Genomic DNA, 23,444 nt, shown 5'->3' with positions numbered 1-23,444 from the left:
CGTGACCACCACGCTGACCAAGACGCGACGACCGCAGAAGGTCACCCACGACGAGGGCCCCCGCCGCTCCCGCCCGGCCACCCGTCGCCGCAACTGGCTCGGAGGCCTGGCCGGATGGCTGTGGCTCGCCGTCGTGGCCGTACCTCTCTACTGGACCCTCATCACCAGCTTCAAGGCCCGCAGCCGCTACTACGCCAGCAACCCGCTGGTGCCGTCGACCGACCCCACCCTGGAGAACTACCGGCTCGTCATCGAGTCCGACTTCCTGCAGTACTTCCTGAACAGTGTCGTCGTGACCGTCGGCGCCGTCGTGCCGGCCGTCGTGGTCTCCTTCATGGCGGCCTACGCGATCGTCCGCGGCTGGCGCATGCGGGTCCTGCTGGCGATGAACGGCCTGTTCCTCATGGGCCTGGCCATCCCGCTCCAGGCGACGATCATCCCGGTCTACCTCATCATCATCAAACTGCACCTCTACGACAGCCTGCCGGCCCTGATCCTCCCGTCGATCGCCTTCGCCATCCCGCTGTCGGTGCTGGTGCTCGCCAACTTCATCCGGGACGTGCCCAAGGAACTGTTCGACTCGATGCGCGTCGACGGCGCCAACGAGTGGACGACGCTGTGGCGGCTGGCGGCACCACTCACCCGTCCCGCCATCCTCACCGTGTCCATCTTCAACGCCCTGACCATCTGGAACGGCTTCCTGCTGCCCCTGGTCCTCACCCAGAGCCCGGACCGGCGCACGCTGCCGCTCGCCCTGTGGACCTTCCAGGGCCAGTACGGCGTCAACGTCCCCGCCGTGCTCGCCGCCGTCGTCCTGACCACCCTGCCCGTCCTGGTCCTGTACGCCTTCGGCCGCCGCCAGTTGCTGAGCGGCCTGACCGCGGGGTTCAGCCGTTGACCGGCACGGACACCGCTCCACTCGTCTACCGGTTCGCCCGCGGTGCCCTGCTCCAGGGGCCGACGGGCGTGGGAGGAAAGTGAACGCCGACGTGGCCGTAGAGAACACCTCCGTGACAGCCCTCTGGAACGACCCCACCGCCTCCGTCGCCGCACGCGTGGACGCACTCGTCGACGCGATGACCCTCGCGGAGAAGACCGCCCAGCTGTACGGAGTGTGGGTGGGCGCCTCCGACGAGGGCGGCGAAGTGGCCCCCCACCAGCACGAGATGGAGGAGCCCGTCGACCTCGACGCCCTCCTGCCCACCGGACTCGGCCAGCTGACCCGCCCCTTCGGCACGGTCCCCGTCGACGCGGCCCTGGGCGCGCTCTCCCTGGCCCGCACGCAGGCCAGGATCGCCGCGTCGAACCGCTTCGGCATCCCCGCCCTCGCGCACGACGAGTGCCTGGCCGGCTTCGCCGCCTGGGGGGCGACCGCCTATCCCGTCCCACTGTCCTGGGGCGCCGCCTTCGACCCCGACACGGTCCGGCGCGTCGCCGCCGCCATCGGCCGCGACATGCGGTCCGTCGGCGTCCACCAGGGTCTCGCACCCGTCCTGGACGTGGTGCGCGATGCCCGCTGGGGCCGCGTCGAGGAGACCATCGGCGAGGACCCGTACCTCGTCGGCACCATCGGCACGGCCTACGTCCAGGGCCTGGAGTCCGCCGGGATCGTCGCCACCCTCAAGCACTTCGCCGGTTACTCGGCCTCCCGCGCCGGCCGCAACCTCGCGCCCGCCTCCGTGGGCCCGCGTGAACGCGCCGACGTACTGCTGCCACCGTTCGAGATGGCGATCCGCGAGAGCGGCGCCCGCTCGGTCATGAACGCCTACACCGACACCGACGGCATGCCCTCGGCCGCCGACGAGGACCTGCTCACCGGCCTGCTGCGCGACACCTGGGGCTTCGACGGCACCGTCGTCGCCGACTACTTCGCCATCGCCTTCCTCAAGACGCTGCACGGCGTGGCGTCCGACTGGGCAAGCGCTGCCGGTACGGCACTGCGCGCGGGCATCGACGTCGAACTCCCCAACGTCAAGACGTACGGCACACCCCTGACCGAGGCCGTCGCCGACGGCCGCGTCCCGGAGAAGCTGGTCGACCGTGCCGTACGCCGGGTCCTCACCCAGAAGGTGGAACTGGGCCTGCTCGACCCGGACTGGAACCCCGTCCCGGCGGCCCTCGACGGCACTGACCGGGACGACCCGGAGGCCCTGCGCGGCCGGATCGACCTGGACGGCCCGGACAACCGCGCCCTGGCCCGCACCCTCGCCGAGGAAGCGGTCGTGCTGCTCAGCAACGACGGCACCCTGCCGCTGGACCGCCCGCGCCGCATCGCCCTGATCGGACCCAACGCCGACGAACCCGTCGCCGTGCTGGGCTGCTACTCCTTCCCGCAGCACATCGGCGTCCGCCACCCCGGGACGCCGCTCGGCATCGACCTGCCCACCCTGCGCGACACACTCGCCGCGGAGTTCCCCGAAGCCGAGATCACGTACGCGCGCGGCACCGGCGTCGACGACGGGGACCTCACGGGCCTCGACGAGGCGGCGCGGCTGGCGCGCGACGCGGACGTCACCGTGGTGGTGCTCGGCGACCGGGCCGGGCTCTTCGGCAGGGGCACCAGCGGCGAGGGCTGCGACGCCGACTCACTGGCGCTGCCGGGCGCGCAGCAGCAGTTGCTCGACGCCCTGCTGGACCTCGACACCCCGGTCGTCACCGTCCTGCTGGCCGGGAGGCCGTACGCACTCGGGCGCGCGGTGGAGGAGTCCGCGGCGATCGTGCAGTCCTTCTTCCCGGGGGAGGAGGGTACGCGCGCGATCGCCGGGGTGATCGGCGGCCGGGTCAATCCCTCCGGGCGTCTGCCGGTCGGCGTGCCACGCGGGCCGGGCTCCCAGCCGGGCACGTACCTCGGGGCGCGGCTCGCGCACGCCGGCGCGGTGTCCAACATCGACCCGACCCCGGCGTTCGCCTTCGGCCACGGCCTGTCGTACACGCGGTTCGACTGGTCGAACCTGAGTGTGGCGGCCGAAGAGGCCCCGACCGACGGCGAGTTCGCGCTCTCCTTCACCGTCCGCAACGCCGGAGACCGGGCCGGGACCGAGGTGGTCCAGCTCTACCTGCACGACCCGGTCGCCTCCGTCGTCCAGCCGGTGCAACGCCTCATCGGCTACACGCGGGTCGCACTGGAACCGGGGGAGGCCCGGCACCTGAGCGTCACGGTCCCGGCCGACCTGGCCTCCTTCACCGGACGCGACGGCACGCGGATCGTCGAACCGGGGGAACTGGAACTGCGGTTGTCCGCATCCAGTGCGGACCCGCGTCTGACGGCCCGTGTCACTCTGACCGGAGCCGAGCGCCCGCTCGACCACACGCGCCGGTTGCACGCCACGCTCGTCCAGGAGCCGGTGACCACCTGATCCGGGGGTGCGCGGCGCCGGTCAGGAGCGCCGCGCACCCCCACTGCGGCCTCGCGCACCCCCACTGCGGCCTCGCGCACCCCCACTGCGGCCTCGCGCACCCCCACTGCGGCCTCGCGCACCCCCACTGCGGCCTCGCGCACCCCCCACAGCGGCCTCGCGCACCCCCCACAGCGGCCTCGCGCGCCCCTACAGCAGCCCGCGCCGGGCGAGGCCGCGCATCAGCGTCCCGATCCCATCCGTCCACGGCGCGGCGTCCTCGCTGGCGACGACGGTGTTGACCAGCGCGCCGAGCCCCGGGCTGGAGATGGTGACGACGTCGCCGTACTCATGGGTGAACCCGGCGCCGGGCGCGTGCCGGTCCTCGGTCGGCGCGAACAAGGTGCCCGTGAACAGCACGAAACCGTCCGGGTACTGATGGTGCGCCCCGTGCGTGGCGGCCACCAGGTCGAGGAGGTCGCGGCTGATCTCACGCAAGGAGCTGCTGCCCCGCAGGACGTAGCCGTCCGGGCCGTCGACCCGCAGACCGATGTCCAGGCCGCGTACGTCGTCCAGTCCGAAGCCGCTGTCGAGGAGACGGACGAACGGACCGACGGCACAGGAGGCGTTGTTGTCCTTGGCGCGGGACAGCAGCAGGGCACTGCGCCCTTCGATGTCCCGCAGATTGACGTCGTTGCCGAGCGTCGCGCCACGCACCCGCCCGCGCGAGTCCACGACGAGGACGGCCTCCGGCTCGGGGTTGTTCCACACGGAGGCGGCGAGCACGCCGATGTCGGCGCCGGTGCCGACGGCGGACAGGACGGGGGCCTTGGTGAACACCTCCGGGTCGGGTCCGATCCCGACCTCCAGGTACTGCGACCACAGTCCTTCGGCGAGCAGCGCCTCCTTGGCCCTGACCGCCTCCGGTGAACCGGGCCGGATGCCGCCGAGCCGGCCGCCCACGGCTCGCACCACCCGGGCCCGGACCTTCGCGGCCTGGGCCGGATCGCCGCCGGTGCGCTCCTCGATGACGCGTTCCAGCAGGCTGCCGGCGAAGGTGACGCCTGCCGCCTTGATCACCTGGAGGTCGATGGGCGCCAGCAGATGCGGCACGTCGGGGCGGCCGGGCGGAGCCTGGAGCAGTTCGTCCAGGCGCCAGACGCGTCCGCCGTCGGCCTCGCGGACGAGGGTTGCCGCGTCGTCGCGTTCCAGCAGGTCGGAGACGGTGGGGGAGAGGGCCGTGAGGTCGACGACCTGCTCGCCGCGCACCGCGGCCACGCACGGGCCGCCCGCCTCCGGATCGTGGACGCGGGCGACGAGGGCGGCCCGGTCGGAGTCGTCCGGCAGGACGGAGCCGGGGTCGAGGTCGAGAACCGGACGGGGGCGTGCTGCTGCCGATTCCACGAGGTGCGCACTCCTGCCTGGGGACGGGTGAGGGGTTCAGTGGGAGTCGCGGGGGACCACGTGTCCGCGGCTGCCGCGCAGGAAGGTGAAGTCGGCTCCCCGGTCCGCCTGTTCGACGTGCTGGGTGTAGAGCCACGTGTAGCCGCTGCTGTACTGCTCGGCGGGCGGGGTCCACTCCTGCCGGCGCCGGGCGAGTTCGGCGTCGTCGACGTCCAGACGCAGGGTGCGCCCAGGGACGTCGAGGACGATTGGGTCCCCGTCGCGGACGAGGGCGAGGGGCCCGCCGACGGCGGCCTCGGGCGCCACGTGCAGCACCACGGTCCCGTACCCGGTGCCGCTCATCCGGCCGTCGCAGATGCGCACCATGTCCGTGACTCCGGCCTTCAACAGCTTCGCCGGCAGCGGCACGTTGGAGACCTCCGGCATGCCGGGGTAACCCTTGGGGCCGGCGTTCCGGATGACGATCACGGTGTTCTCGTCGATGTCGAGGTCCGGATCGTCGGCGACCTCGTGATACGCCTCGGGGGAGTCGAAGACCCGGGCGGGACCGCGGTGGGTGAGCAGCTGCGGTGAGGCGGCGGACTGCTTGATGACGGCGCCGTCGGGGCAGAGGTTGCCGCTCAGGACGGCGATGCCGGTACCGGCGGGCTGGAAGGGGGCGTCGAGCGGGGTGATGACATCGGTGTCGTAGCGTTCGGCGCTCTCGGTGTTCTCGGCGACGGTACGTCCCGTGACGGTGACCGGACCGCCGTGCAGCAGACCGCCGTCGAGCAGCTCGGCCATGACGGCGGGCAGCCCACCCGCGTAACAGAAGTCCTCCATCAGGTACTTGCCGCTCGGCATCAGATTCACCAGCGTCGGCACCGCGCGGACCAGCTCGTCGAAGTCCCGCAGGCCCAGCTCGACGCCGACGCGTCCGGCGATGGCCGTCAGATGGATGACGGCGTTCGTGGAACCACCGATGGCCGCGTTGACCCGGACGGCGTTCTCGAACGCTTCCCGAGTCAGAATCCGCGAGGGCCGCAGCTCCTCCTCCACCATGGCCACGATCCGCTGCCCCGCCGCCTGGGCGGTCTCCACCCGCCGCGAGTCGACGGCGGGCCAGGCCGCCGAGCCCGGCAGCTGCATACCGAGGGCCTCCGCCATACAGGCCATGGTCGAGGCGGTGCCCATCGTCATGCAGTGTCCGTTGGAGCGCGCCATGCACCCTTCGGCGAAGAAGCACTCCTCCTCGCTCATCCTGCCGGTCTTCAGATCCTCCTCGAACTTCCACACGTGGGTGCCGGAACCCACGTCCTGCCCCCGGAACTTGCCGTTGAGCATCGGTCCGCCGGTGACCATGACGGCGGGCAGATCGACGCTGGCGGCGCCCATGAGCATGGCGGGGGTGGTCTTGTCGCAGCCGGACAGCAGGACGACACCGTCGAGCGGGTTGGCCCGGATCAGTTCCTCGACCTCCATGGCCATGAGGTTGCGGTACAGCATGGCGGTCGGGCGCATCAGCGTCTCGCCGGTGGCCATGGTGGGGAACTGCAGCGGCAGGCCACCCGCCTGCCACACGCCGCGCTTGACGGCTTCGGCGACACGCGTCAAATGCGCGTTGCACGGGGCGAGTTCGGAGGCGCTGGTCGCGATGCCGATGACGGGGCGCCCGTCGAACACCTCATGCCCGAACCCCTGGTTGCGCATCCAGGACCGGTACAGCATCCCGCTGCGCCCCTGTGCGCCGAACCACGCCTGGCTGCGGCGGTCCGCCCTCTGTCGGTCGGTCATGTGCACACTCCCGTGGCTCAGACGTCGTCCCACTCGGCGGGGCGGCACTGGCGGCCGCGGGCCCCAGCGCCTACCCTTCTGCCTCAATCATTAAATGATTGGATGAATGACGTCCAGGGGGCGAACACAGACCATGGGCCACTTCCCGACCACGCACCAGCGCGTGGTCGACCTGCTCGGGCAGCGCATCGTGGACGGTGCGTGGGAGCCCGGAGCCCCGCTGCCGGTCGAGGACACCCTCGCCACCGAGATCGGCGTCAGCCGCGGGGCCCTGCGCGAAGCGGTCAAGTCCCTCGTGGCCAAGGGGATGCTGCACGTACGGCCACGCACCGGGACGCGCGTACTGCCCCCGGAGCACTGGAACCACCTGGACCCCGACGTCCTGCGCTGGAAACAGACCGGGGACGCGGCGGCCCTGCTGCGGGACACGAGCGAACTGCGCCGCATCGTCGAGCCCGCCGCGGCCCGCCTCGCCGCCGAACGGGCCGACCCCGGCCACGTACGCGCCCTTCGCGACGCCCTGACCGCGATGGAGACCGCGGCGGCACACCCCGGCCGCTCCGGCTACGTCGAGGCCGACATCGCCTTCCACCGAGCCCTCCTGGACGCCGGCGGGAACCGCCTCCTCGGCTCCCTGGGCCGTGCCGTCGAGATCGCGCTGGAGCACAGCTTCGTCATCAGCACTCAGACGCCGGGTGCGGTGGAGGCGTCGCTGCCGGGCCACCGGGCCATCGTGCGGGCCGTCGAGGCGCACGACCCCGCAGCGGCCGCGACCGCCGTACAGGCCCTGATCGAAGCCGCCGAACAGGAGATAGCCCGCTCGCCGGGGATGCCGAGCGACACCGCCTGAGGCCGGCGAGTCTGCGACTCCCGTTGTCTTGTTCGCGCATGGGCGGAGTACGCCGTCGATGCGTGATCCTCTAGCGTGGGCTCCGTCGACGTGACGGCCGGGGTCACCGGCCCGGGGGAAACGGAGTGCAAAGACTTGAGCAGGCGCTTCTGGTCCACGACCGGCGTTCTGGCGCTGGCGTCAGGAGTGCTCCTGGCCTCGGCTCCGACCGCCTCCGCCGACTACGTGAGAGACCAGCAGTGGGTCCTGGACGCCTACGCGGTGGAGGACGTCTGGGCCGAATCCCAGGGTGGGGGCGTCACGGTCGCGGTGATCGACTCAGGCGTCGACATCACGCACCCCGACCTGTCCGGCCAGATCCTCGAAGGCAAGGACTTCACCGGTTCGGACAACCCCCACGAAGACCTGGCAGGCCACGGAACGGCGATGGCAAGCATCATCGCGGGGCACGGTCACGGCCCCGGCAACGGGGACGGCGTGATGGGCCTCGCACCGAAGGCGAAGATCCTGCCGCTGCGGGCCCTCCGCACCAGGAAGGACCCCATGCGCGACGTGACCTGGGCCGCCGCGCTGCGCTACGCCGTGGACGAGGGCGCGCAGGTCGTCAACATGTCGTTCGCCAACGACAGCGGGAAGACGAGCCTCGACGGCCGCGAAGCCATCGCCTACGCACAGGAACACGACGTCGTGCTCGTCGCAGGCTCCGGCAACGAGGGATCCATCGCCGTGTCCGACCCGGCCGCCCTTCCCGGCGTGATCTCCGTCGGCGCGCACGACAAGAAGGGCAACCTCTGGGAGGACTCCAACACCGGCAAGGGCCTGGACCTGGTGGCGCCTGGCGCCGAGATCGTCGCCGCGGACGCCGGCGAGGGGGAGTTGTACGGGCGGGCCAGCGGTACATCGGACTCCACGGCCTTCGTCTCGGCCGCCGCGGCACTGGTCCGCTCCAAGTTCCCCGAGCTCAGTGCCGGCCAGGTGATCAACCGCCTCATCAAGTCGGCCACGTTCGCCCACCACAAGGACCTGAAGGCACCCGACGAGGAGTACGGCTACGGCATCGTCCGCCCCTACTCCGCGCTCACGATGGACATCCCGGCCGGCCCCGAGGACAACCCCCTCGGCCACCTGACCCCACCCGCCCCGCCGTCCCATTCCCCGGCCGAGGAGACAGGCATCGCGGCGCAGACGTCCTCGCGCAACCTCATCGTGGTCGCTGCGGGCGCCGGAATCCTGCTGATCGCGGGCGTCATCGCCTGGCTGGTCACTCGCAGCCGCCGCAGCAGCACAGGAAACGGCACGCACGGCGCCCTGCCCCCGCACCCCATGACCCCCTACCCACCTCAGCCCCCGTCGGGATATCGCCCCTACCCTCACGGGACCACGCCACAGCCCGGATACGGCCCACCTGTAGGCCAGCTACCACCGCAGCCCAATCCGTACGCGCAACAGCCCCCGCAACAGGGCCAATAGACGACAGCGTCATGAGTGGACGCGGTCATTCGGCAGGGTCGAACGACCACGCTGAGAGCGGCGTACGCACAGGAAGTGAGTGAGGATGCGTCCAGGAGTCACGAGCCCCGGCCCGGGCCGCCGCAGGTGGCTGACGTGGCTCCTTGCCTTGTGCGCGGTGGGGACGCTCGGTGCGATCGCCTGGGCCGGCTACCTGCTGTTCACGCCGGCCGGTGACACATCGCAGGAGGCCGTGGAACGCAGGGCGGGGATGCACCACGACCAACACACAGCCGCTGGGCGCTACTACGTGCCGACACACGCCGAGTTGGAGGACGACGGCACGGCGGTGCTCCGGTACCGGGTGGGCAACGGCCAGGACTCCAGCGTCAAGGACTTCCTCCGTACGTACGACATCGCGGCGAAGCCGACGCGCGTCAGCCAATCGGAGGTCACGTACTCGGACCGCTTCGGCGAGGTGCGGCGCGAGTTCGCCGTCACGTACAACTCCTCACCTGGGCCCGGGGGATACGACCACGCCCGGATCACCGTCAGGGCTTGGTCCGACGGGGCATCCGGTGATGACGCTCCATGACGTTCCTGGCTGTGGTCGAGGACGACGCGATCTGGCTGGCGGCCGCCTTCCGCAGGATGACCCCTTTCCACCTCGACCTGGTGTTCTGCGACGACGGATACACCTTCGACGTGCGTGTCCGCGCCGGTACGACCGAGGCGGAACTGACGGCGCTGGTACGTGCTGCGGGCTGAGCCGGGGGTGAGGACGGAGCACGCGGGGCTGATGTCGGTGGCATCTGGGACCGTATGAGCCGTGGATGAACTCGTCGAACGTGTCGACGCGCACGACCGAGTGCTCGGGGTGGTCAGCCGGTCGGAAGCGGTCCGGAACGACTGGCTGCATCGGGTCGGCGTGGTGGTGTGCCGTGATGGGCAAGGTCGCTTTCTTGTCCATCGGCGCGCCGAGCACCTGTCTCGCTTCCCGGGGCACTACGAACTCGGCGTCGGAGGCGCTGCCGGCGTCGGCGAGTCCTATGCGCAGGCGGCCGCCCGGGAGCTGTGCGAGGAGCTGGGTGTACAGGTGTCGGTTCGTCCTCGGTTCACGTTCCTCAACCGGGCCGGGCTCAGCCCGCACTGGCTCGGCGTGTGCGACGCCGTGCTCGAGGAAGAGGAGGCAGTCCTACCTGATCCGGGCGAAGTGGCCTGGTACGGGTGGCTGACCGAGTCGGAGCTGAGGCGGGCACTTGGGGAGTGGTCGTTCACCCCTGACAGCGGGCAGATCTTCGACAGGTACCTCACTCGATAGCGACCTGCCGCGGCCCATGGGACCCCGGCAGGCCCGACGCCGCGAGCGCGCCGAGTTCTTAGGGGGTCCTCCGGCGCACGTAGGGGGATGGTGGCGGTGCACCTCGTTCTCCCGGCTGGCTTGACTGGGGATCGCCTGCCCTGTCGATGCGGGGACGTGATCACCAGACCCCAGGAGAGGTTCTCCGATGACGCTCACTATCAAGGCCAACCAGTGTTTCACCCTCGACGAGTTGGACGCGGCCGCGGCCGGGCCCGTGCCGGTCGAGCTGGACGAGGAGGCGTGGCGGCGGGTCCGCATCTCGCGCGAGACCCTCGAGAAGTTCGTCGAGAACGACCGCGTCATCTACGGCGTGAACACCAGCACGGGGGGCTTCGTCGACTGGCTCGTACCCGTGTCCATGGCCCGCGAACTGCAGGAGAACCTCATCAACGCGGTGGCCACGAACGTCGGCCAGTACCTGGACGACCGCACGGTCCACTCCATCATGCTGTCCCGGATCGTCTCGCTGGCCCGGGGCAACTCGGCCATCTCGCCGGAGAACCTGGAGAAGCTGATCCGGCTCTAGAACTCGGGCATCGCTCCCTGCGTGCCGGAGAAGGGCTCGCTCGGCACCAGCGGCGACCTCGGCCCGCTCGCTGCCATCGCCCTGGTGGGAGTGGGCAGTGGAAGGCCCGGTTGGACGGGGAGATCCTGCCCGGCGGCGACGCCCTGGCCAAGACCGGCCTCGAGCCGATGACGCTCGGCTTCAAGGAAGGCCTGGCCCTGATCAACGGCACGTCCGGCATGGTCGGCCTGGGCACCCTCGTGTACGCCCGGGCCCGCCGGCTGCTCGACACCTATCGCGCGGACGCCGTCGGTGCCGGCGGTACGCAGCCGCCGGTCGGAGCCGAAGTACCAGCGAGCAGAGATGATCAAGCTTCCCGAGGCGGACGGCTCCCTCACCACCTACGAGCCGGACCACACCGCCCCCAAGGAGGGCGTCCCGGACGCCGCCCGGCTCGCGCACGGCTACCACCGGCTCACCGGCGGCAATCCCCTGCTCCTTCACCGGCGTAGGTGAGGATGTGCACCAGTTCCTCGGTGTCGGCGAGGGCGGCCGAGCTGCGGGGGTAGTCGTGGTACATCAGGCCCGCGAAGACGCCGGTGGCGCTGCCGCGCAGCGTGGCCGGGTCGATGCCGGCCCGCTCCAGCGCCTCCCACGACGTCTCCAGCAAAGAGGGTGCAGGGTTCGAAGGGTTCGATCAAACGGTTCAGCGACGCCGTTCCGACCGGACTCGGCACGCCGCGGGCCCGGTGGACCGCCGTTCCACCACGCCGGCCGCTGCCGGCTGCATCAAGCCGTCGCGACGCTCGTCCGGGCCCTGCGGCGACTCGGGGCCAGGGTCCTGCAGAGCGTCACCACGGCCGAAGAGGCCCGCCCGCCTGGTGGCCAAGACCGGCGTGGACGCGTTGGTCGCCCTGGGGCCCGCCGTGACCGGCCCCTGGCCCCGCGAGACCCCGGCCCTTGCTCGTTCCGGGGGACCTGACCGGCGTGTAGTCGTACTGGCTGGTCGGCGGTCCGTACGGTTCGGGCCTATGCCCTGCCTCGCACCGCAGTAGAGGAAGCACCGTGCTGAACGCGCTGAGCCATGTGTTCAAGACCCCCGACCTGCGCAAGAAATTGATGTTCACTCTCAGCATCATCGTGCTGTATCGGCTCGGCTCCCATGTGCCGATTCCCGGTGTGGATTACCGGGCCGTCCAGCGATGCGTGGATTCCGTGTCGAAAGGCGAAGGCATCCTCGGTCTGGTCAACCTGTTCAGCGGCGGGGCGCTTCTGCAGATCACGGTTTTCGCGCTGGGCATCCTGCCGTACATCACGGCCAGCATCATTCTCCAGTTGCTCACCGTGGTGATCCCGAGGTTGGAGGCGCTGAAGAAGGAGGGGTCGTCCGGACAAGCGAAGATCACACAGTACAGCCGCTATCTCACGCTGGGCCTCGCCGTTCTGCAGGGGACCGGGCTCATCGCGACCGCACGCAACGGCGCCCTGTTCCCGAGCTGCCCGGAGGCCTCGAGCATCGTGCCGGACCAGTCGGTCTTCGTCACCGTGGTCATGGTCATCACGATCACGTCGGGTACGGCATGCGTCATGTGGTTCGGGGAGATGATCACCGAGCGCGGCGTCGGCAACGGAATGTCCTTGCTCATCTTCATCTCCATCGCGTCCACGCTTCCAGGAGCCATCTGGGCGGTGAAACAGGAAAGCACCATCGCTGACGGATGGCTGGCCTTCGGCATCGTCCTGCTGGTCGGGTTCGCCATGGTGGGCTTGGTCGTGTTCGTCGAGCAGGCGCAGCGCCGCATCCCCGTTCAGTACGCCAAACGCATGATCGGCCGTAAGTCGTACGGGGGTACCGCCACCTACATTCCCCTGAAGGTCAATCAGGCCGGTGTGGTCCCGGTGATCTTCGCCTCGTCGCTTCTCTACATTCCCGCTCTCGTCGCACAGTTCGCCGGTTCGGGCTCGGGCTGGTCGACGTGGGTCACGAACAATTTCACCAAGGGGAATCACCCCTACTATGTGGTGGCCTATTTCCTCCTGGTCGTCTTCTTCGCCTTCTTCTACGTCGCGATCACGTTCAATCCGGAGGAGATCGCGGGCAACATCAAGCAGGCCGGAGGATTCGTGCCGGGCATTCGGGCGGGCAAGGCCACCGCGCAGTACCTCGGGTACGTCCTCAACCGGCTCACGTGGCCCGGATCGATCTACCTGGGACTGATCGCGCTGGTTCCCACCGTGGCCCTGGGCAACTTCGGCAGCTCCAACCAGCTCACGGGCACCAGCATCCTGATCATCGTGAGCGTCGGGCTGGAGACCGTGAAGCAGATCAGCAGCCAGGTCGAGCAGCACCGCTACGAAGGCTTCCTGCACTGAGAGGGCGGTGCAACTGAACGGCACCGATCATCACGAGCGCCGAGCCGATGGCGGCGGCGATCAACGTCGTGAGGCTGGAGTTCCGCGTCGGCGGACGGGTCTTCGGACACGCCTTCGAAGCGGGTCTGGCCGGGGCCGAGGTGAGGCAGGACATTTGCGCGATCAAAACTCACCGGTTAGAGTAGTGACGTGCATGCCTTTCCTTGTGGGACGCCCTTCCTCGACTTCGTCGGCACGCTGCGCGCGCGCCGCAACGCGGAACCGACGGAGATGCTGGCCTCCCCGCAAGCGCTCGACGACTGGTTCGTCGAGTCGGGATTGATGGACGTGGCTCCCGGAGCCGATCACGCCGAACTCGCCACGGCCGTCAGCCTGCGGGAGGCCCTGTACTCGGTGACGGCAGCCGCCCTCGCCAAGGAGCCGCTGCCCGCCGACGCGCTAGCCGAGGTGAACCGGCAGGCGACCGGGTTGCCCGTGCAGGTGCAGCTCAGCGACGAGGGCACGACCAGGACCGGTTCGGTCTCGCAGGGGCTCGCGACCCTCGCCCGTGAGGCGGTGGAGATCGTCGGAGGGGCGGAGGCCGACCTTCTGCGTGAGTGCTCCCGCCCCGAGTGCACCCAGACGTACCTCGACCGCTCGCGCGGCCGCCGACGGGAATGGTGCGCCATGGAGACCTGCGGCAACCGGGTCAAGGCCGCCGCTTACCGGGCCCGGCGGCGCAGCCAGAACGCCTGACGGCTTCTCTGCCGGCCAGCCGACCGTCAGGAACGTCGGCGCCGGCCGCCCTCATCCCGATTCTCCCGCCGATCCACGCCCAGGGCCGACTGCCGGCGGGAGCCGGAGCACACCTCGCGACCGCCGGCTACGGGGGCTGTCCGGCCGGCGCGCAGGCGAGCAGCTTCGCCCCGCGCCTGGTGCGCTCCTCTCGGCCGTCCTGCGCGCGTGCCTCGCGTGGCTATGCCCTGGCGGCAGCCTCGGCGGCCTGTGTCGTGACGGCCTGCGCGGCACGCTTGGCGCGCCCGGTCAGCCGCCACCCGACCATGCGCAGCATGCCTGCCGGCTCCGGCGGGAACACGCCGAGCTGCCCGAGCATCGTGACGTCGTCGCGGACCGCCTCGTGCGAGACCACCTGGCCGTCGCGCAGGCCGAGCACGTGGATCTGCTCGAAGTCGATCGCACGTCCGGTGGGCGGCACGGCCTGATCGAGGCCGCCGTCCCGGAACTTGACGAACGGGCCGGTGTGGCGGCCCTGCATGCGCAGCCGCACCCAGACCTGATCGTCCTGGTGGGCGATGTCCTCGATGGCGAAGCGCAGATCACTGAAGGCGGAACGCATCCACGCCCCCGAGGCCAGCACCCCGGCGGGTCCGGGGATGGAGCAGGCCTCGGGTGACACCGCGGCCTCGCGGTTGCGGAACTCCGCGTGCACCACGTCCGCGGCCAAGGCCCGGTCGCCTGTCTCGAGGATGCGGAAGAGGCCGCGGCCCAGCTCCGAAGCGTCCATTCCCATGATCAAGCCCTTCGCTCAAGTTGAAGTAACAGCATACCTAATGAATTCATGGTGCTAGCATCGGAACATGTCGCCCAAACGCCCCTACGTGTCCCCGCTGCGCGCGGAGGCCGCGGCCCGCACCCGTGAACTGATCCTCAGCCGGGCGACGGCGCTGTTCGCCGAGCGCGGCTACGGGCGGGTCGCGGTCGCCGACATCGCGTCGGCCGCCGGGGTCGCCCCGAAGACGGTGTTCGCCAGCGTCGGGAGCAAGAGCGACATCCTGTACCTCATCGTCGACCAGGGAGTGACGGCGTCGGGCTACCGCGAGGCCATGGAGGAGATACTCGCGCTGCGCACGCCGGAAGCGGTCCTCGCGGCGCTGGCGCGGGGGACGCGGGCAGGCAACGAGAGCCAGTACCCCGTACACGAGGCCATCCGCAAAGCACTCCCCGTCCACGAGGACGGCGAAGCCCTGTGGGATCGCGCCACCGCCGCGTACCGTGACGCCCTGCGCGCCGTCGCACGTCACCTCCACACGCTGAAACCGGCGCCCTCCTGCCCGGAGCGCGAGACGGCCGACCTCCTCTGGTACTGGTTCGGGCCCGTTGGCTGGCACGCACTGGTGGTGGAGACCGGCTGGACGTGGGACCGGGCCGAGGAATTCCTCCACCGAACCGCCGTATGCACTCTCCTCCTCTGACGCTCCCGAAACCGGCTTCGCATCTGAGCGGAGCCACCGTCGTCTGTGTTCGCGGCACCATCACCCTCTGACCCGGGAACCGGCGGGTGCGGTCTCGACGTCCCCGCCGTTTTCGTGCCAGGCTGCCGATTCGGTGGGACAGTCGTGGTTTGTACGGCGTCGGTTGCCCGGAGGCCGGGCGGAGAGGAAACGGGAGCATGACGAGCGCGGTGCAGAGTTACGGTCTGATCTGGACCGACCCCGACGGCGCGCCGCAGGCCTCAGCGAAAGTGTTCGAGAGGGCTGCCGCCATCCAACGCCGACGGGCACTCAAGGCCTCAGGCTGTACGCACGTGAAGGTGGTCAAGGTCCGCCCGGGGGAGCTCCCCAGCCTTCATACGTGAGCCGCAGGGGCATCCTCCCTCGCGACGGGCCGCCGGAGGATCGCACGAAGTGGTCCAGGTGCGGAAGCCGACCAGCCGCATCGTGCTGCCCGGCGGCGGCCCGATCAGCGCCCCCAGTGGCAGGTCGTCACGACGACCCGTCCCGCGGTGCGACGCCCAGCCCCGGCGATCCGCTCACCCGAACCCAGCCGTCCTCACCGCCGATGCCGGTCCACGGGTCGTGCGCGAGCAGCAGGTGCCCGTCCAGGTCGGTCCAACGAGCCCGGTCGGCGAGGTGCACGGCGGGTGCGATCCCCAGCGTGCTTGCGGCCAGACAGCCCAGCATCAGCTGCGTACCGCTGCCGTCGAGCAACTCTGCGATGCGCAGCGCCGCGTAGACCCCGCCGCACTTGGCTAGCTTGACGTTGACACCGTGGACGCGCCCGGCCAGGCGGCGCACGTCCTCCAGATCGACGGCGTCCTCGTCGGCGATGACGGGCAGCGGTGACCGCTCGGCCAGCGTGGCCAGCCCTTCCGGGTCGCCGGGGGCGAGCGGCTGCTCGACGGCCTCGACGCCGAGCGCTGCGAAACGGGGCAGCAAGGCCGCCGCCCGCCTGGCGGACCAGGCCCCGTTGGGGTCGAGGAGCAGCCGCACACCGGGCGCGGAGTCCCGGACCGCCCGCACGCGCTCGACATCCTCCTCCGGATCGGTCGCCCCCGCCTTCACCTTGAGCACGTGGAACCCGTTCGCCGCCAGGGCGCGGGCCTGCGCCGCCGCACGCGAAGCGGACGTGATGCCGATGGTGCGGGCGGTGGCCGCGACCGGGGCGTCATCGGTGCCCAGAAGCCGGTGGACAGGTCTGCCCGCGCGCTTGCCGACCAGATCCAGAAGGGCAGCCTCGGCGGCGGCGGTCACGGCCGGGGGAGTGCCGTCGGCGGCCAACACACCCGTACGCAGGGCTTCCAGCGCGGTCTCCGGGTCGGAAGAGCGGTCCAGGTCCGCTCCGACGGCGGTGAAGTGCCGCGCGAGCCCCATGGCGTCGAGCCGGTAGTAGACGCTGCTGACGGCTTCGCCATGGCCGGTCGCGCCCTCATGCTCGACGGTCAGCCGGACGGCGTCACGGGCGGACATAGTGGAGCGGGAGATGCGCAACGGCTCGGCGAGCTCCAGGTGCACGGTGTGCAGGCTGGTCCTCATCGCTCCTCCGCGCGAGGCGCGAGCGGATCGGTGACGCGGGTACACCGCGCCCAGCCGGTCGCCTCGGCCGCATACGGATGCGGGATCTCCACGGGACAGGTGGCCGCGGCTGCGGGATCGACGCCGTGGGCGATGGTGAAGTCGTCGTCGTAGACCGTGGAGAGATAGCGGTGCGGTCCGTCGGGGAAGACGGTGGCGACGACCGCGCCCGGGTCGGCCCGGGCCGCCCAGGCGGCGACGCGGGCTACGGCACCGGTGCTCCAGCCGCCGCTGACGAAACTGCCTCGTGCGAGCCGCCGACAACTGTCCACGGCCTCGGCCGGTCCGACCCAGTGCACCTCGTCGAAGGCGTCGTAGGCGACGTTGCGCGGATGGATGCTGCTGCCCAGGCCGCGCATCAGGCGGGGCCGGGCAGGCTGGCCGAAGATGGTGGAGCCGGTGGAGTCGACACCGATCAGCCGCAGTGCCGGCCAGTGCCGCCGCAGGGGGCCGATCAATCCGGCACTGTGCCCGCCGGTGCCCACACTGCACACCAGCACGTCCACGTGGTCGAGCTGGGTGGCGAGTTCGGCGGCCAGCGAGGCGTAACCGGCCGTGTTGTCGGGGTTGTTGTACTGGTCGGGCCAGTAGGCGTCGGGCAGCACGGCGAGCAGCGCGCGCAACCGGTCGATGCGTGCGGCCTGCCAGCCGCCCCGGGCCGCGGGCCGGTCCACGATCTCCAGCCGCACCCCGTACGAGCGCAGCAACTGCCGCATGGACGGTTCCAGTTCGCTGTCACCGACCAGGACGACGGGATGCCCGAGGGCCTGTCCGGCGAAGGCGAGCCCGATGCCGAGGGTGCCGGACGTGGACTCCACGACGGGGGCACCGGGGCGCAGTTCACCGCGCTCCCGGGCTCCCATCAGCATCGACACGGCGGCCCGCGCCTTCATACCGCCCGCCGCGAGCCCTTCGAGCTTGGCCCAGAAACCGGGGTGGGGACCGGGCAGGTCGACGGTGACGCGGAGGACCGGGGTGCGACCGAGCAGGGTGAGCAGTTCGGGGCGGGCGGCGGTCCGCAGGGCGGTGGTCACGGGGTGCCTCCTGGGCATCCGGCGCGGTAGCGGTGGAGGGTGCTCGGGCCGCCGTCCAGCCAGAAGAAGGGGTACGGCTCCGCACACACCGCGCTCACCCCGTGCCCCAGCAGGTGGGGGAGTACGGCACTGCCGGTCTGGGCGAACGTCACCAACTGCTTGTCGTGCCGCAGCGCGTGCAGCCGCAGTGCCTCGAAGGTCCCGTTGCCCAGGGTCATCCCGGACACGAGCAGGGCGTCACAGCGCCCGGCCGAGGCGAGCGCGTCGGTGGCGATCGGCTCGCCCCATTCGGTGACGCCCCCCTTGAGGTCGCAGGGGATGTAGCGCAGTCCTCGTGAACGCAGTGCCTCCAGGAGGGAGTTGACCACGCCGACCACGAGCACGATCGATCCGGGCGGCAGGACCAGCAGCCCGGCGACCGCGTCGGCCCGGACCCGGGACTTCTCGAGCGAGGTCCCGGCCGGCAGGGCGAGGGGCCTCGCTCCGTTCTCCCGGGTGTGCGGGAAGACGTGCATCAGGTAGGCGTCGAGCGCGGCGACCCGCACTGGCAGCATCGGGTGCCCGAGCAGCCGGGCCACCTCGGCGCCGGCACAGTCCTCCACGGCGCCGTCGGGCAGCGCACCGGGCTCGACCGCGCAACTGCCGACGGCTTCGGCCAGCCGCAGGCTGAGCACCTCGTTGCGGTACCCGGTACCGCGCCCCTCGTGCCGTACGGCCTGCCGGGTGGTGAAGGCCACGGAGATCCGCAGCCCGGCCGGATCGGGACCGAGCTCTCCGGCCCGGGCGAGGGAAAGCAGCTCCTCGAACGTCGTCGCACTGCCGGCGGAGACCGGGCGGGCAGGGGCCTGCGGCGCACCGACCGGGGGAGGGCCGACGGTCCTCATCGGATCACCATCCCTGAGCGCACCTCGCCGAGCAGCGACTCGACCCGGTCGCGGGCGCCGGCGCCCGAGGGGTCGCCCGCCATGACATGCCCCAGGTACTCGTTGTTGCTGCCCGCCGCCTTCACCTGCCGTCCCGGCTCGGCGAGTTCCACCTCGAGCACGTCCCGCGCAGTCCGCACTCGACCGCCGTCCAACGCCTCGAGGGTGCCCGTGACCTCCGGTACGAGAAACCCGATGGCGGCGCTGCGCAGTCCGGTGTCCGTACGCCGCAGGTCGGGGGAGTGGCCCAGGCTGACGTCCACCAAGGCGGCGGCGAGGTCGATGCCGGTGACGTGCCGCACCAACTCGGTGATGCGGTTCCCGGCGGGCCGCGGATTGACCTCGACCACACGTGGTCCGGCCGACGTCAGCTTGATCTCGGTGTGCGCCACCACGCCTTCCGTGAGCCCGAGTGCCACGATCGCCCCGAGCGCGGTCCGCTCGACGGCCTCGATGTCCGCGGCGGACAGGGCGGCGGGGAACATGTGGCCGGTCTCGATGAACGCCGGCTCCCCGCCGACGCTCTTGTCCGTCACACCGACGACGTGCACCGCGCCCGCGTGCGAGACCGACTCGACGCTCACCTCCGGGCCGTCCAGCAGCTCTTCGAGCAGCACGGCGGGCGACCGCCGTTGTCCGCGCGCGTTGACCGGGAAGCCGGCCAGCGCCTCGACGGCTGCGGCGAGTTGCTCCTCGTCGTCCACCCGCCGCACCAGCATGCCGGCGCACAGGTCCACGGGCTTGACCACCAGCGGGTAGCCGATGTCTTCTGCGGAACGGGCGAGTTCGGCCCATTCCTCATGCACGGCGAACCGCGGCCCGGGCACCCCCGCCTCCGCCAGCACGCGGCGGGTGGCGTCCTTGCGGCAGGCGTCCTCGACGGCCTCGGGAGCCGGTCCGGGCAGCCCGAGCCGGGCGGCCGCACGCGCCACCACCGGCAGGTAGTAGTCGCACGACGTGAGAACGCCATCGAATCCCAACGCGCCGTGCACTCGCTCCACTTCGGGTAAAAGGGTTCCCGCGTCATTGGTGTCGGCGGTGATCAGGTTGCGCGCCCCGAGCAACGGGTGCGCGGTGCCCTCGGGTGCGGCACGCAGGTAGTGGTGCAGGTCGCGGGTGAGGAAGGTGAACTCGTGGCCCCCTTCCCGGATCGCCCGTGGCAACAGCCTGCTCATCGATCCGACCCAGCTCTCGACCACCAGCAGATGGGCCACGGCTCCCCTTGTCATGTCGTCGCGAAGGACGCGGCCTCGAGATCAGGGCCGCGCCGACACGATATCGGTAATCATTTTCATTGTCAGGTAGCGAGGGTTTCGATGAGTCCCGGATGAGGCCCGAGGGGCCCCACTGAGGCAGACGACCTTGCAGCGGCCTGCCGCCCGCACGCGGCAGGCCGCTGTGCGTCTGTACTGAGCCGCAACGGCACGGCAAAGACCCGAGAGGGATTTGTAAACGCTATTGACGTATGAGGTCGCCGTACATACGGTCCTCCGTCGAAGCGCTTCGACGCGCCTCGTCGAAACGATTCGACGGGGCGCCTCATCCGTTCGGCCCAGGTAGGAGTCACTTCAATGGTGAAGGTGCGCAGACCGCTGGCTCTCACAGCAGCCGCCCTGGCGGGCGTCATGCTGATGACGTCGTGCGGGAGCTCCGACGGTGGTGCGGAGGGCGACGGCAAGACGCTGAAGCTCTGGCACTACGAAGCCCCCAACAGCGCCATGGGCGTCGCCTGGAACCAGGCGATAGACGAGTTCAAGAAGTCCCACCCGGGCGTCAAGGTCGAGTTCGAGGCCAAGGGCTTCGAGCAGATCCAGAAGACCGCCTCGATGGTGCTCAACTCCAGCAACGCCCCCGACGTCATGGAGTACAACAAGGGGAACGCCACCGCCGGCCTGCTGGCCAAGCAGGGGCTGCTCACCGACCTCACCCCGGAGGTCACCAAGCACGGCTGGGACAAGCTGCTCAGCCCGAGCGTCACGACCACCAGCCGCTACGACGCCAAGGGCGTCATGGGCTCCGGCAACTGGTACGGCGTCCCGAACTTCGGCGAGTACACGATGGTGTACTACAACAAGGACCTCTTCGCGCAGCACGGCGTGAAGGTCCCGACCACGTTCGACGAGTTCGAGCAGGCCCTCGCCGCCTTCAAGGCCAAGGGCATCACCCCGCTCGCCAACGGCGGCGCCGAGTACCCGGCCCACCAGTACCTGTACCAGCTCGCCCTCACGAAGGCCGACCGCGCCTGGGTCGACTCCTTCGAGCTCTACAAGGGCAAGGCCGACTTCCACGACGCAGCCTGGACGTACGCCGCCAACACCCTCGCGGACTGGGTGAAGAAGGGCTACATCGCCAAGACGAGCAGCGGCGCGAAGGCCGAGGACGCCGGCGTGTCCTTCATCGGCGGCAAGTCCCCGATCTTCTTCTCGGGCAGCTGGTGGTACGGCCGGTTCCGTGACGAGAACAAGTTCAAGTGGGGCTCGTTCCTCTTCCCGGGCTCCAAGCTCACCCTCGGCTCCGGCGGCAACCTGTGGGTCGTCCCCAAGAACGCCAAGAACAAGCAGCTGGCCTACGACTTCATCGACATCACGATGAAGAAGGGGATCCAGAACACCCTCGGCAACAACGGCGGCGTGCCCGTCGCGGCCGAGCCGTCGGCGATCACCGACCCCAGCTCCAAGGAGCTGATCGAGAACTTCAACAAGGTCTCGTCCGAGGACGGCCTCGCCTTCTACCCGGACTGGCCGGTGCCCGGCTTCTACGACGTCCTCGTGTCGGCCACCCAGAAGCTGATCACCGGAAGCGCGAGCCCCGACGCGGTCCTCGACGAGCTGCAGAAGGCCTATGACGCGGGTGCGCCCACGTCATGAGTGCCCGACCCCTCCGGCTGCGCAACCCCTACGCGCTGTACCTGATCCCCGGTGTCATCGCCTTCCTGGCCGTCGTCATCGTGCCGTTCGCGATGAACATCTACTTCAGCCTCACCCACTGGCAGGGCGTCGGCTCGCCCACCTGGGCCGGGCTGGAGAACTACCAGGAGCTGATGAAGGACTCCCGGTTCTGGGAGTCCTTCCGGCACAGCGTCGCCATGGTCCTGGCCATGGCGGTGATCCCCACCGCCGTCGGCCTCGTGGTGGCCGCGGCGCTGTTCGACTACATCGGCAAGCACTTCGGCTCGAAGCTGGCCAGCGTGCTGCGCGCCTGCTTCTACCTGCCCCAGGTCCTGCCCATCACCGTCGCGGGCATCGTCTGGAGCTGGATCCTGGCCCCCGAGAACGGCTCCCTCAACGAGCTGCTGAAGGCGGTCGGCCTGGGCTCGCTCCAGCAGGACTGGCTGGGTGATCCGAACGTCGCGCTCTACAGCGTGATGGCCGTGATGGTCTGGGTGCAGCTGGGCTTCCCCGTCGTGATCTTCATGGCGGGACTCCAGCGGGTCGATCCCTCGCTCCACGAGGCGGCCGAGCTGGACGGGACGAACTGGTGGCAGCGTTTCTGGCACGTGACGCTGCCCCAGATCCGCCCCGAGATCTACGTGGTGATGCTGTGGTGCACCATCGCCGCCCTGAAGGTCTTCGGCGCGGTCTACGTCCTCACCAAGGGCGGACCCGCCGACGCGACGATCGTGCCGTCCTACTTCTCCTTCTCGACCTTCTTCGAGAAGACGGACGTCGGCTACGGCTCGGCGATCGCGACGGTCCTCACCCTCATCATCCTGGCGCTGACGACGATCGGACTGCGCTTCCAGAGCCGATCGGAGGACGCACAGTGAACGCGCTCAAGCGCTACCCGGTGCTGGCGGCGATGTCCCTCGGCGCGGTCTTCATGGTGCTGCCGCTCCTCATCGTCCTCGTCAACGCGCTGAAGTCACCCGCCGAGTACTCCGCGAACGGCCCGCTGTCCCTGCCCCACGGCCTCTACCTGGACGGCCTCAAGGACTTCTGGACCCGGGTCGACTTCGGAAACACCCTGCTGAACTCGGTCGTGATCTCAGGATCGGTCGCCGTCTTCGGCGTCATCCTCTCCGTCCTCAACGCGTACGCGATCGGCATCGGCCGCATCAAGGGCAAGGCGTACTTCCTGGCCTTCTTCGTCCTGGCCAACGTGCTGCCGCAGGAAGCCCTCGTCTACCCGCTGTACTACCTGTCCAAGGAAGTGGGCCTGTACGACACGAGGCTGAGCCTGATCATCGTCTTCAGCGTCGTACAGGCGGCCTTCGGCACCTACCTGCTGTCCTCCGTGCTCGGGGCCTTCCCGAGGGAGATCATCGAGGCGGCGAGGATCGACGGCGCCAACAGCTGGCAGATCCTGTGGCGCATGGTGGTCCCGGTCAGCCGGCCCACCCTCGGCGTCCTGCTGGTGTTCTTCTTCATCTGGACCTGGAACGAATTCCTGCTGCCCCTGGTCATGCTGCCGTCGAACGACAACCAGACCGTCTCGGTGGCGCTCGGCGTCCTCCAGGGCCAGCGTCTGATGGACGCGACGATGACCAACGCCGCCGGCCTGCTCGGCGCCCTGCCCGCGATCGTCTTCTTCCTGCTCTTCCAGCGGACCCTGACGCGAGGCATCGCCGTCGGCGCCGTGAAGTGACCCCTCCCCTCCCGCACGTACCGAGAACGCCGGTGGCCGCCCACCGGGAAAGGCATCGAC

At 70.2% G+C, this 23,444-nt stretch carries 21 protein-coding genes and 2 pseudogenes; 15 read left to right on the top strand and 8 right to left on the bottom strand.

From position 1 onward, the window contains the following. Position 1: 1 nt before the first annotated feature. The gene (locus ADL34_RS10350; protein WP_062672605.1) at positions 2–898 is read left to right on the top strand and encodes a carbohydrate ABC transporter permease; all 897 of its coding nucleotides are present in this window, start codon (positions 2–4) and stop codon (positions 896–898) included. 79 nt (positions 899–977) lie between these two features. After that, on the top strand, positions 978–3,356 hold the full coding sequence (locus ADL34_RS10345) for a glycoside hydrolase family 3 N-terminal domain-containing protein (protein ID WP_062672607.1): 2,379 nt from the start codon (positions 978–980) through the stop codon (positions 3,354–3,356). A gap of 189 nt (positions 3,357–3,545) precedes the next feature. On the opposite strand, the gene ADL34_RS10340 is transcribed toward ADL34_RS10345, so the two are convergent. Both ADL34_RS10340 and ADL34_RS10335 read right to left on the bottom strand, forming a co-directional pair. Next, positions 3,546–4,739, bottom strand: a complete 1,194-nt coding sequence (locus ADL34_RS10340) for a fumarylacetoacetate hydrolase family protein (RefSeq protein WP_062672609.1) — start codon at positions 4,737–4,739, stop codon at positions 3,546–3,548. A gap of 36 nt (positions 4,740–4,775) precedes the next feature. Then, the gene (locus tag ADL34_RS10335; protein ID WP_062672611.1) at positions 4,776–6,512 is read right to left on the bottom strand and encodes an IlvD/Edd family dehydratase; all 1,737 of its coding nucleotides are present in this window, start codon (positions 6,510–6,512) and stop codon (positions 4,776–4,778) included. 106 nt (positions 6,513–6,618) lie between these two features. Between ADL34_RS10335 and ADL34_RS10330 the strand changes: the two genes are divergently transcribed. The 7 genes and pseudogenes from ADL34_RS10330 to ADL34_RS36620 all read left to right on the top strand — a co-directional run bounded on the left by ADL34_RS10330 (position 6,619) and on the right by ADL34_RS36620 (position 11,195). Further along, entirely contained in the window at positions 6,619–7,362 is a 744-nt protein-coding gene (locus ADL34_RS10330) for a FadR/GntR family transcriptional regulator (protein ID WP_062672613.1), read from the top strand. A gap of 135 nt (positions 7,363–7,497) precedes the next feature. Further along, the gene (mycP, locus tag ADL34_RS10325) at positions 7,498–8,832 is read left to right on the top strand and encodes a type VII secretion-associated serine protease mycosin (RefSeq protein WP_107115727.1); all 1,335 of its coding nucleotides are present in this window, start codon (positions 7,498–7,500) and stop codon (positions 8,830–8,832) included. A gap of 157 nt (positions 8,833–8,989) precedes the next feature. After that, on the top strand, positions 8,990–9,406 hold the full coding sequence (locus tag ADL34_RS10320; RefSeq protein ID WP_159038909.1) for a hypothetical protein: 417 nt from the start codon (positions 8,990–8,992) through the stop codon (positions 9,404–9,406). Beyond that, positions 9,403–9,579, top strand: coding sequence for a hypothetical protein (locus tag ADL34_RS36055; protein ID WP_159038908.1), 177 nt, complete (start codon positions 9,403–9,405; stop codon positions 9,577–9,579). Before ADL34_RS10320 ends, ADL34_RS36055 begins: the two co-directional genes overlap by 4 nt. Before the next feature lie 61 nt (positions 9,580–9,640). Continuing rightward, on the top strand, positions 9,641–10,132 hold the full coding sequence (locus ADL34_RS10315) for an NUDIX domain-containing protein (RefSeq protein ID WP_062672617.1): 492 nt from the start codon (positions 9,641–9,643) through the stop codon (positions 10,130–10,132). Between the two features lie 187 nt (positions 10,133–10,319). After that, positions 10,320–10,915 (top strand): annotated as a pseudogene (locus ADL34_RS37225) (aromatic amino acid lyase); the annotation flags it as partial. Between the two features lie 127 nt (positions 10,916–11,042). Further along, positions 11,043–11,195: a hypothetical protein gene (locus ADL34_RS36620; protein WP_234374995.1), complete on the top strand. Its 153-nt coding sequence runs from the start codon at positions 11,043–11,045 to the stop codon at positions 11,193–11,195. 16 nt (positions 11,196–11,211) lie between these two features. Here ADL34_RS36620 and ADL34_RS36615 read toward each other — a convergent pair. Beyond that, positions 11,212–11,349 (bottom strand): annotated as a pseudogene (locus ADL34_RS36615) (beta-ketoacyl synthase N-terminal-like domain-containing protein); the annotation flags it as partial. Positions 11,350–11,798: 449 nt separating this feature from the next. Between ADL34_RS36615 and secY the strand changes: the two are divergent. Continuing rightward, positions 11,799–13,052 carry a preprotein translocase subunit SecY gene (secY, locus tag ADL34_RS10295; RefSeq protein ID WP_370686515.1) on the top strand — a complete coding sequence of 418 codons (1,254 nt, stop codon included), beginning with the start codon at positions 11,799–11,801 and terminating at the stop codon, positions 13,050–13,052. A 189-nt stretch (positions 13,053–13,241) separates the two neighbouring features. After that, the gene (locus tag ADL34_RS10290) at positions 13,242–13,787 is read left to right on the top strand and encodes a CGNR zinc finger domain-containing protein (RefSeq protein ID WP_062672627.1); all 546 of its coding nucleotides are present in this window, start codon (positions 13,242–13,244) and stop codon (positions 13,785–13,787) included. 220 nt (positions 13,788–14,007) lie between these two features. Here the strand turns inward: ADL34_RS10290 and ADL34_RS10285 are convergent, their stop codons facing one another. After that, entirely contained in the window at positions 14,008–14,562 is a 555-nt protein-coding gene (locus ADL34_RS10285; RefSeq protein ID WP_062672629.1) for an ester cyclase, read from the bottom strand. Positions 14,563–14,629: 67 nt separating this feature from the next. Here ADL34_RS10285 and ADL34_RS10280 point away from each other — a divergent pair, with 67 nt between their 5' ends. Beyond that, positions 14,630–15,244, top strand: a complete 615-nt coding sequence (locus ADL34_RS10280) for a TetR/AcrR family transcriptional regulator (RefSeq protein ID WP_062672631.1) — start codon at positions 14,630–14,632, stop codon at positions 15,242–15,244. Between the two features lie 510 nt (positions 15,245–15,754). Here ADL34_RS10280 and ADL34_RS10270 read toward each other — a convergent pair. From ADL34_RS10270 to ADL34_RS10255, 4 genes are read right to left on the bottom strand one after another with little or no spacing between them, the layout of a single operon-like run. Continuing rightward, positions 15,755–16,804: a dipeptide epimerase gene (locus ADL34_RS10270; RefSeq protein WP_062672641.1), complete on the bottom strand. Its 1,050-nt coding sequence runs from the start codon at positions 16,802–16,804 to the stop codon at positions 15,755–15,757. Then, entirely contained in the window at positions 16,801–17,895 is a 1,095-nt protein-coding gene (locus ADL34_RS10265; RefSeq protein WP_062672644.1) for a PLP-dependent cysteine synthase family protein, read from the bottom strand. The genes ADL34_RS10270 and ADL34_RS10265 overlap by 4 nt, the downstream gene beginning before the upstream one ends. Beyond that, positions 17,874–18,761 carry a hypothetical protein gene (locus ADL34_RS10260; protein WP_062672646.1) on the bottom strand — a complete coding sequence of 296 codons (888 nt, stop codon included), beginning with the start codon at positions 18,759–18,761 and terminating at the stop codon, positions 17,874–17,876. The genes ADL34_RS10265 and ADL34_RS10260 overlap by 22 nt, the downstream gene beginning before the upstream one ends. Further along, a complete protein-coding gene (locus ADL34_RS10255) occupies positions 18,758–20,014 on the bottom strand; it encodes an ATP-grasp domain-containing protein (RefSeq protein ID WP_199835550.1) in 1,257 nt (418 codons plus the stop codon). The genes ADL34_RS10260 and ADL34_RS10255 overlap by 4 nt, the downstream gene beginning before the upstream one ends. A 357-nt stretch (positions 20,015–20,371) precedes the next feature. Here ADL34_RS10255 and ADL34_RS10250 point away from each other — a divergent pair, with 357 nt between their 5' ends. The 3 genes from ADL34_RS10250 to ADL34_RS10240 are packed head-to-tail and all read left to right on the top strand — an operon-like array spanning position 20,372 to position 23,384. Next, complete coding sequence (locus ADL34_RS10250; protein ID WP_062672648.1) at positions 20,372–21,667, top strand: extracellular solute-binding protein; 1,296 nt, start codon at positions 20,372–20,374, stop codon at positions 21,665–21,667. Continuing rightward, the gene (locus tag ADL34_RS10245; RefSeq protein WP_062672650.1) at positions 21,664–22,566 is read left to right on the top strand and encodes a carbohydrate ABC transporter permease; all 903 of its coding nucleotides are present in this window, start codon (positions 21,664–21,666) and stop codon (positions 22,564–22,566) included. The genes ADL34_RS10250 and ADL34_RS10245 overlap by 4 nt, the downstream gene beginning before the upstream one ends. A 32-nt stretch (positions 22,567–22,598) precedes the next feature. Then, on the top strand, positions 22,599–23,384 hold the full coding sequence (locus ADL34_RS10240) for a carbohydrate ABC transporter permease (RefSeq protein WP_062672719.1): 786 nt from the start codon (positions 22,599–22,601) through the stop codon (positions 23,382–23,384). Positions 23,385–23,444 lie beyond the last annotated feature (60 nt).

The organism is Streptomyces sp. NRRL WC-3605, from assembly GCF_001509795.1.
Classification (GTDB): domain Bacteria; phylum Actinomycetota; class Actinomycetes; order Streptomycetales; family Streptomycetaceae; genus Streptomyces; species Streptomyces viridochromogenes.
The sequence above is the reverse complement of the archived record's forward strand: the minus strand, read 5'-3'. Positions and strand labels throughout refer to the sequence as shown.

Bases quoted from the DNA above. Each gene is read 5' to 3' on its own strand.
- ADL34_RS10335 (WP_062672611.1), bottom strand. From the start codon at position 6,512: ATGACCGACCGACAGAGGGCGGACCGCCGCAGCCAGGCGTGGTTCGGC.
- ADL34_RS10330 (WP_062672613.1), top strand. From the start codon at position 6,619: ATGACGTCCAGGGGGCGAACACAGACCATGGGCCACTTCCCGACCACG.
- ADL34_RS36055 (WP_159038908.1), top strand. From the start codon at position 9,403: ATGACGTTCCTGGCTGTGGTCGAGGACGACGCGATCTGGCTGGCGGCC.
- ADL34_RS36620 (WP_234374995.1), top strand. From the start codon at position 11,043: ATGATCAAGCTTCCCGAGGCGGACGGCTCCCTCACCACCTACGAGCCG.
- secY (WP_370686515.1), top strand. From the start codon at position 11,799: ATGTTCACTCTCAGCATCATCGTGCTGTATCGGCTCGGCTCCCATGTG.
- ADL34_RS10285 (WP_062672629.1), bottom strand. From the start codon at position 14,562: ATGGGAATGGACGCTTCGGAGCTGGGCCGCGGCCTCTTCCGCATCCTC.
- ADL34_RS10280 (WP_062672631.1), top strand. From the start codon at position 14,630: ATGTCGCCCAAACGCCCCTACGTGTCCCCGCTGCGCGCGGAGGCCGCG.
- ADL34_RS10270 (WP_062672641.1), bottom strand. From the start codon at position 16,804: ATGAGGACCAGCCTGCACACCGTGCACCTGGAGCTCGCCGAGCCGTTG.
- ADL34_RS10265 (WP_062672644.1), bottom strand. From the start codon at position 17,895: ATGCCCAGGAGGCACCCCGTGACCACCGCCCTGCGGACCGCCGCCCGC.
- ADL34_RS10260 (WP_062672646.1), bottom strand. From the start codon at position 18,761: ATGAGGACCGTCGGCCCTCCCCCGGTCGGTGCGCCGCAGGCCCCTGCC.
- ADL34_RS10250 (WP_062672648.1), top strand. From the start codon at position 20,372: ATGGTGAAGGTGCGCAGACCGCTGGCTCTCACAGCAGCCGCCCTGGCG.
- ADL34_RS10245 (WP_062672650.1), top strand. From the start codon at position 21,664: ATGAGTGCCCGACCCCTCCGGCTGCGCAACCCCTACGCGCTGTACCTG.
- ADL34_RS10240 (WP_062672719.1), top strand. From the start codon at position 22,599: ATGTCCCTCGGCGCGGTCTTCATGGTGCTGCCGCTCCTCATCGTCCTC.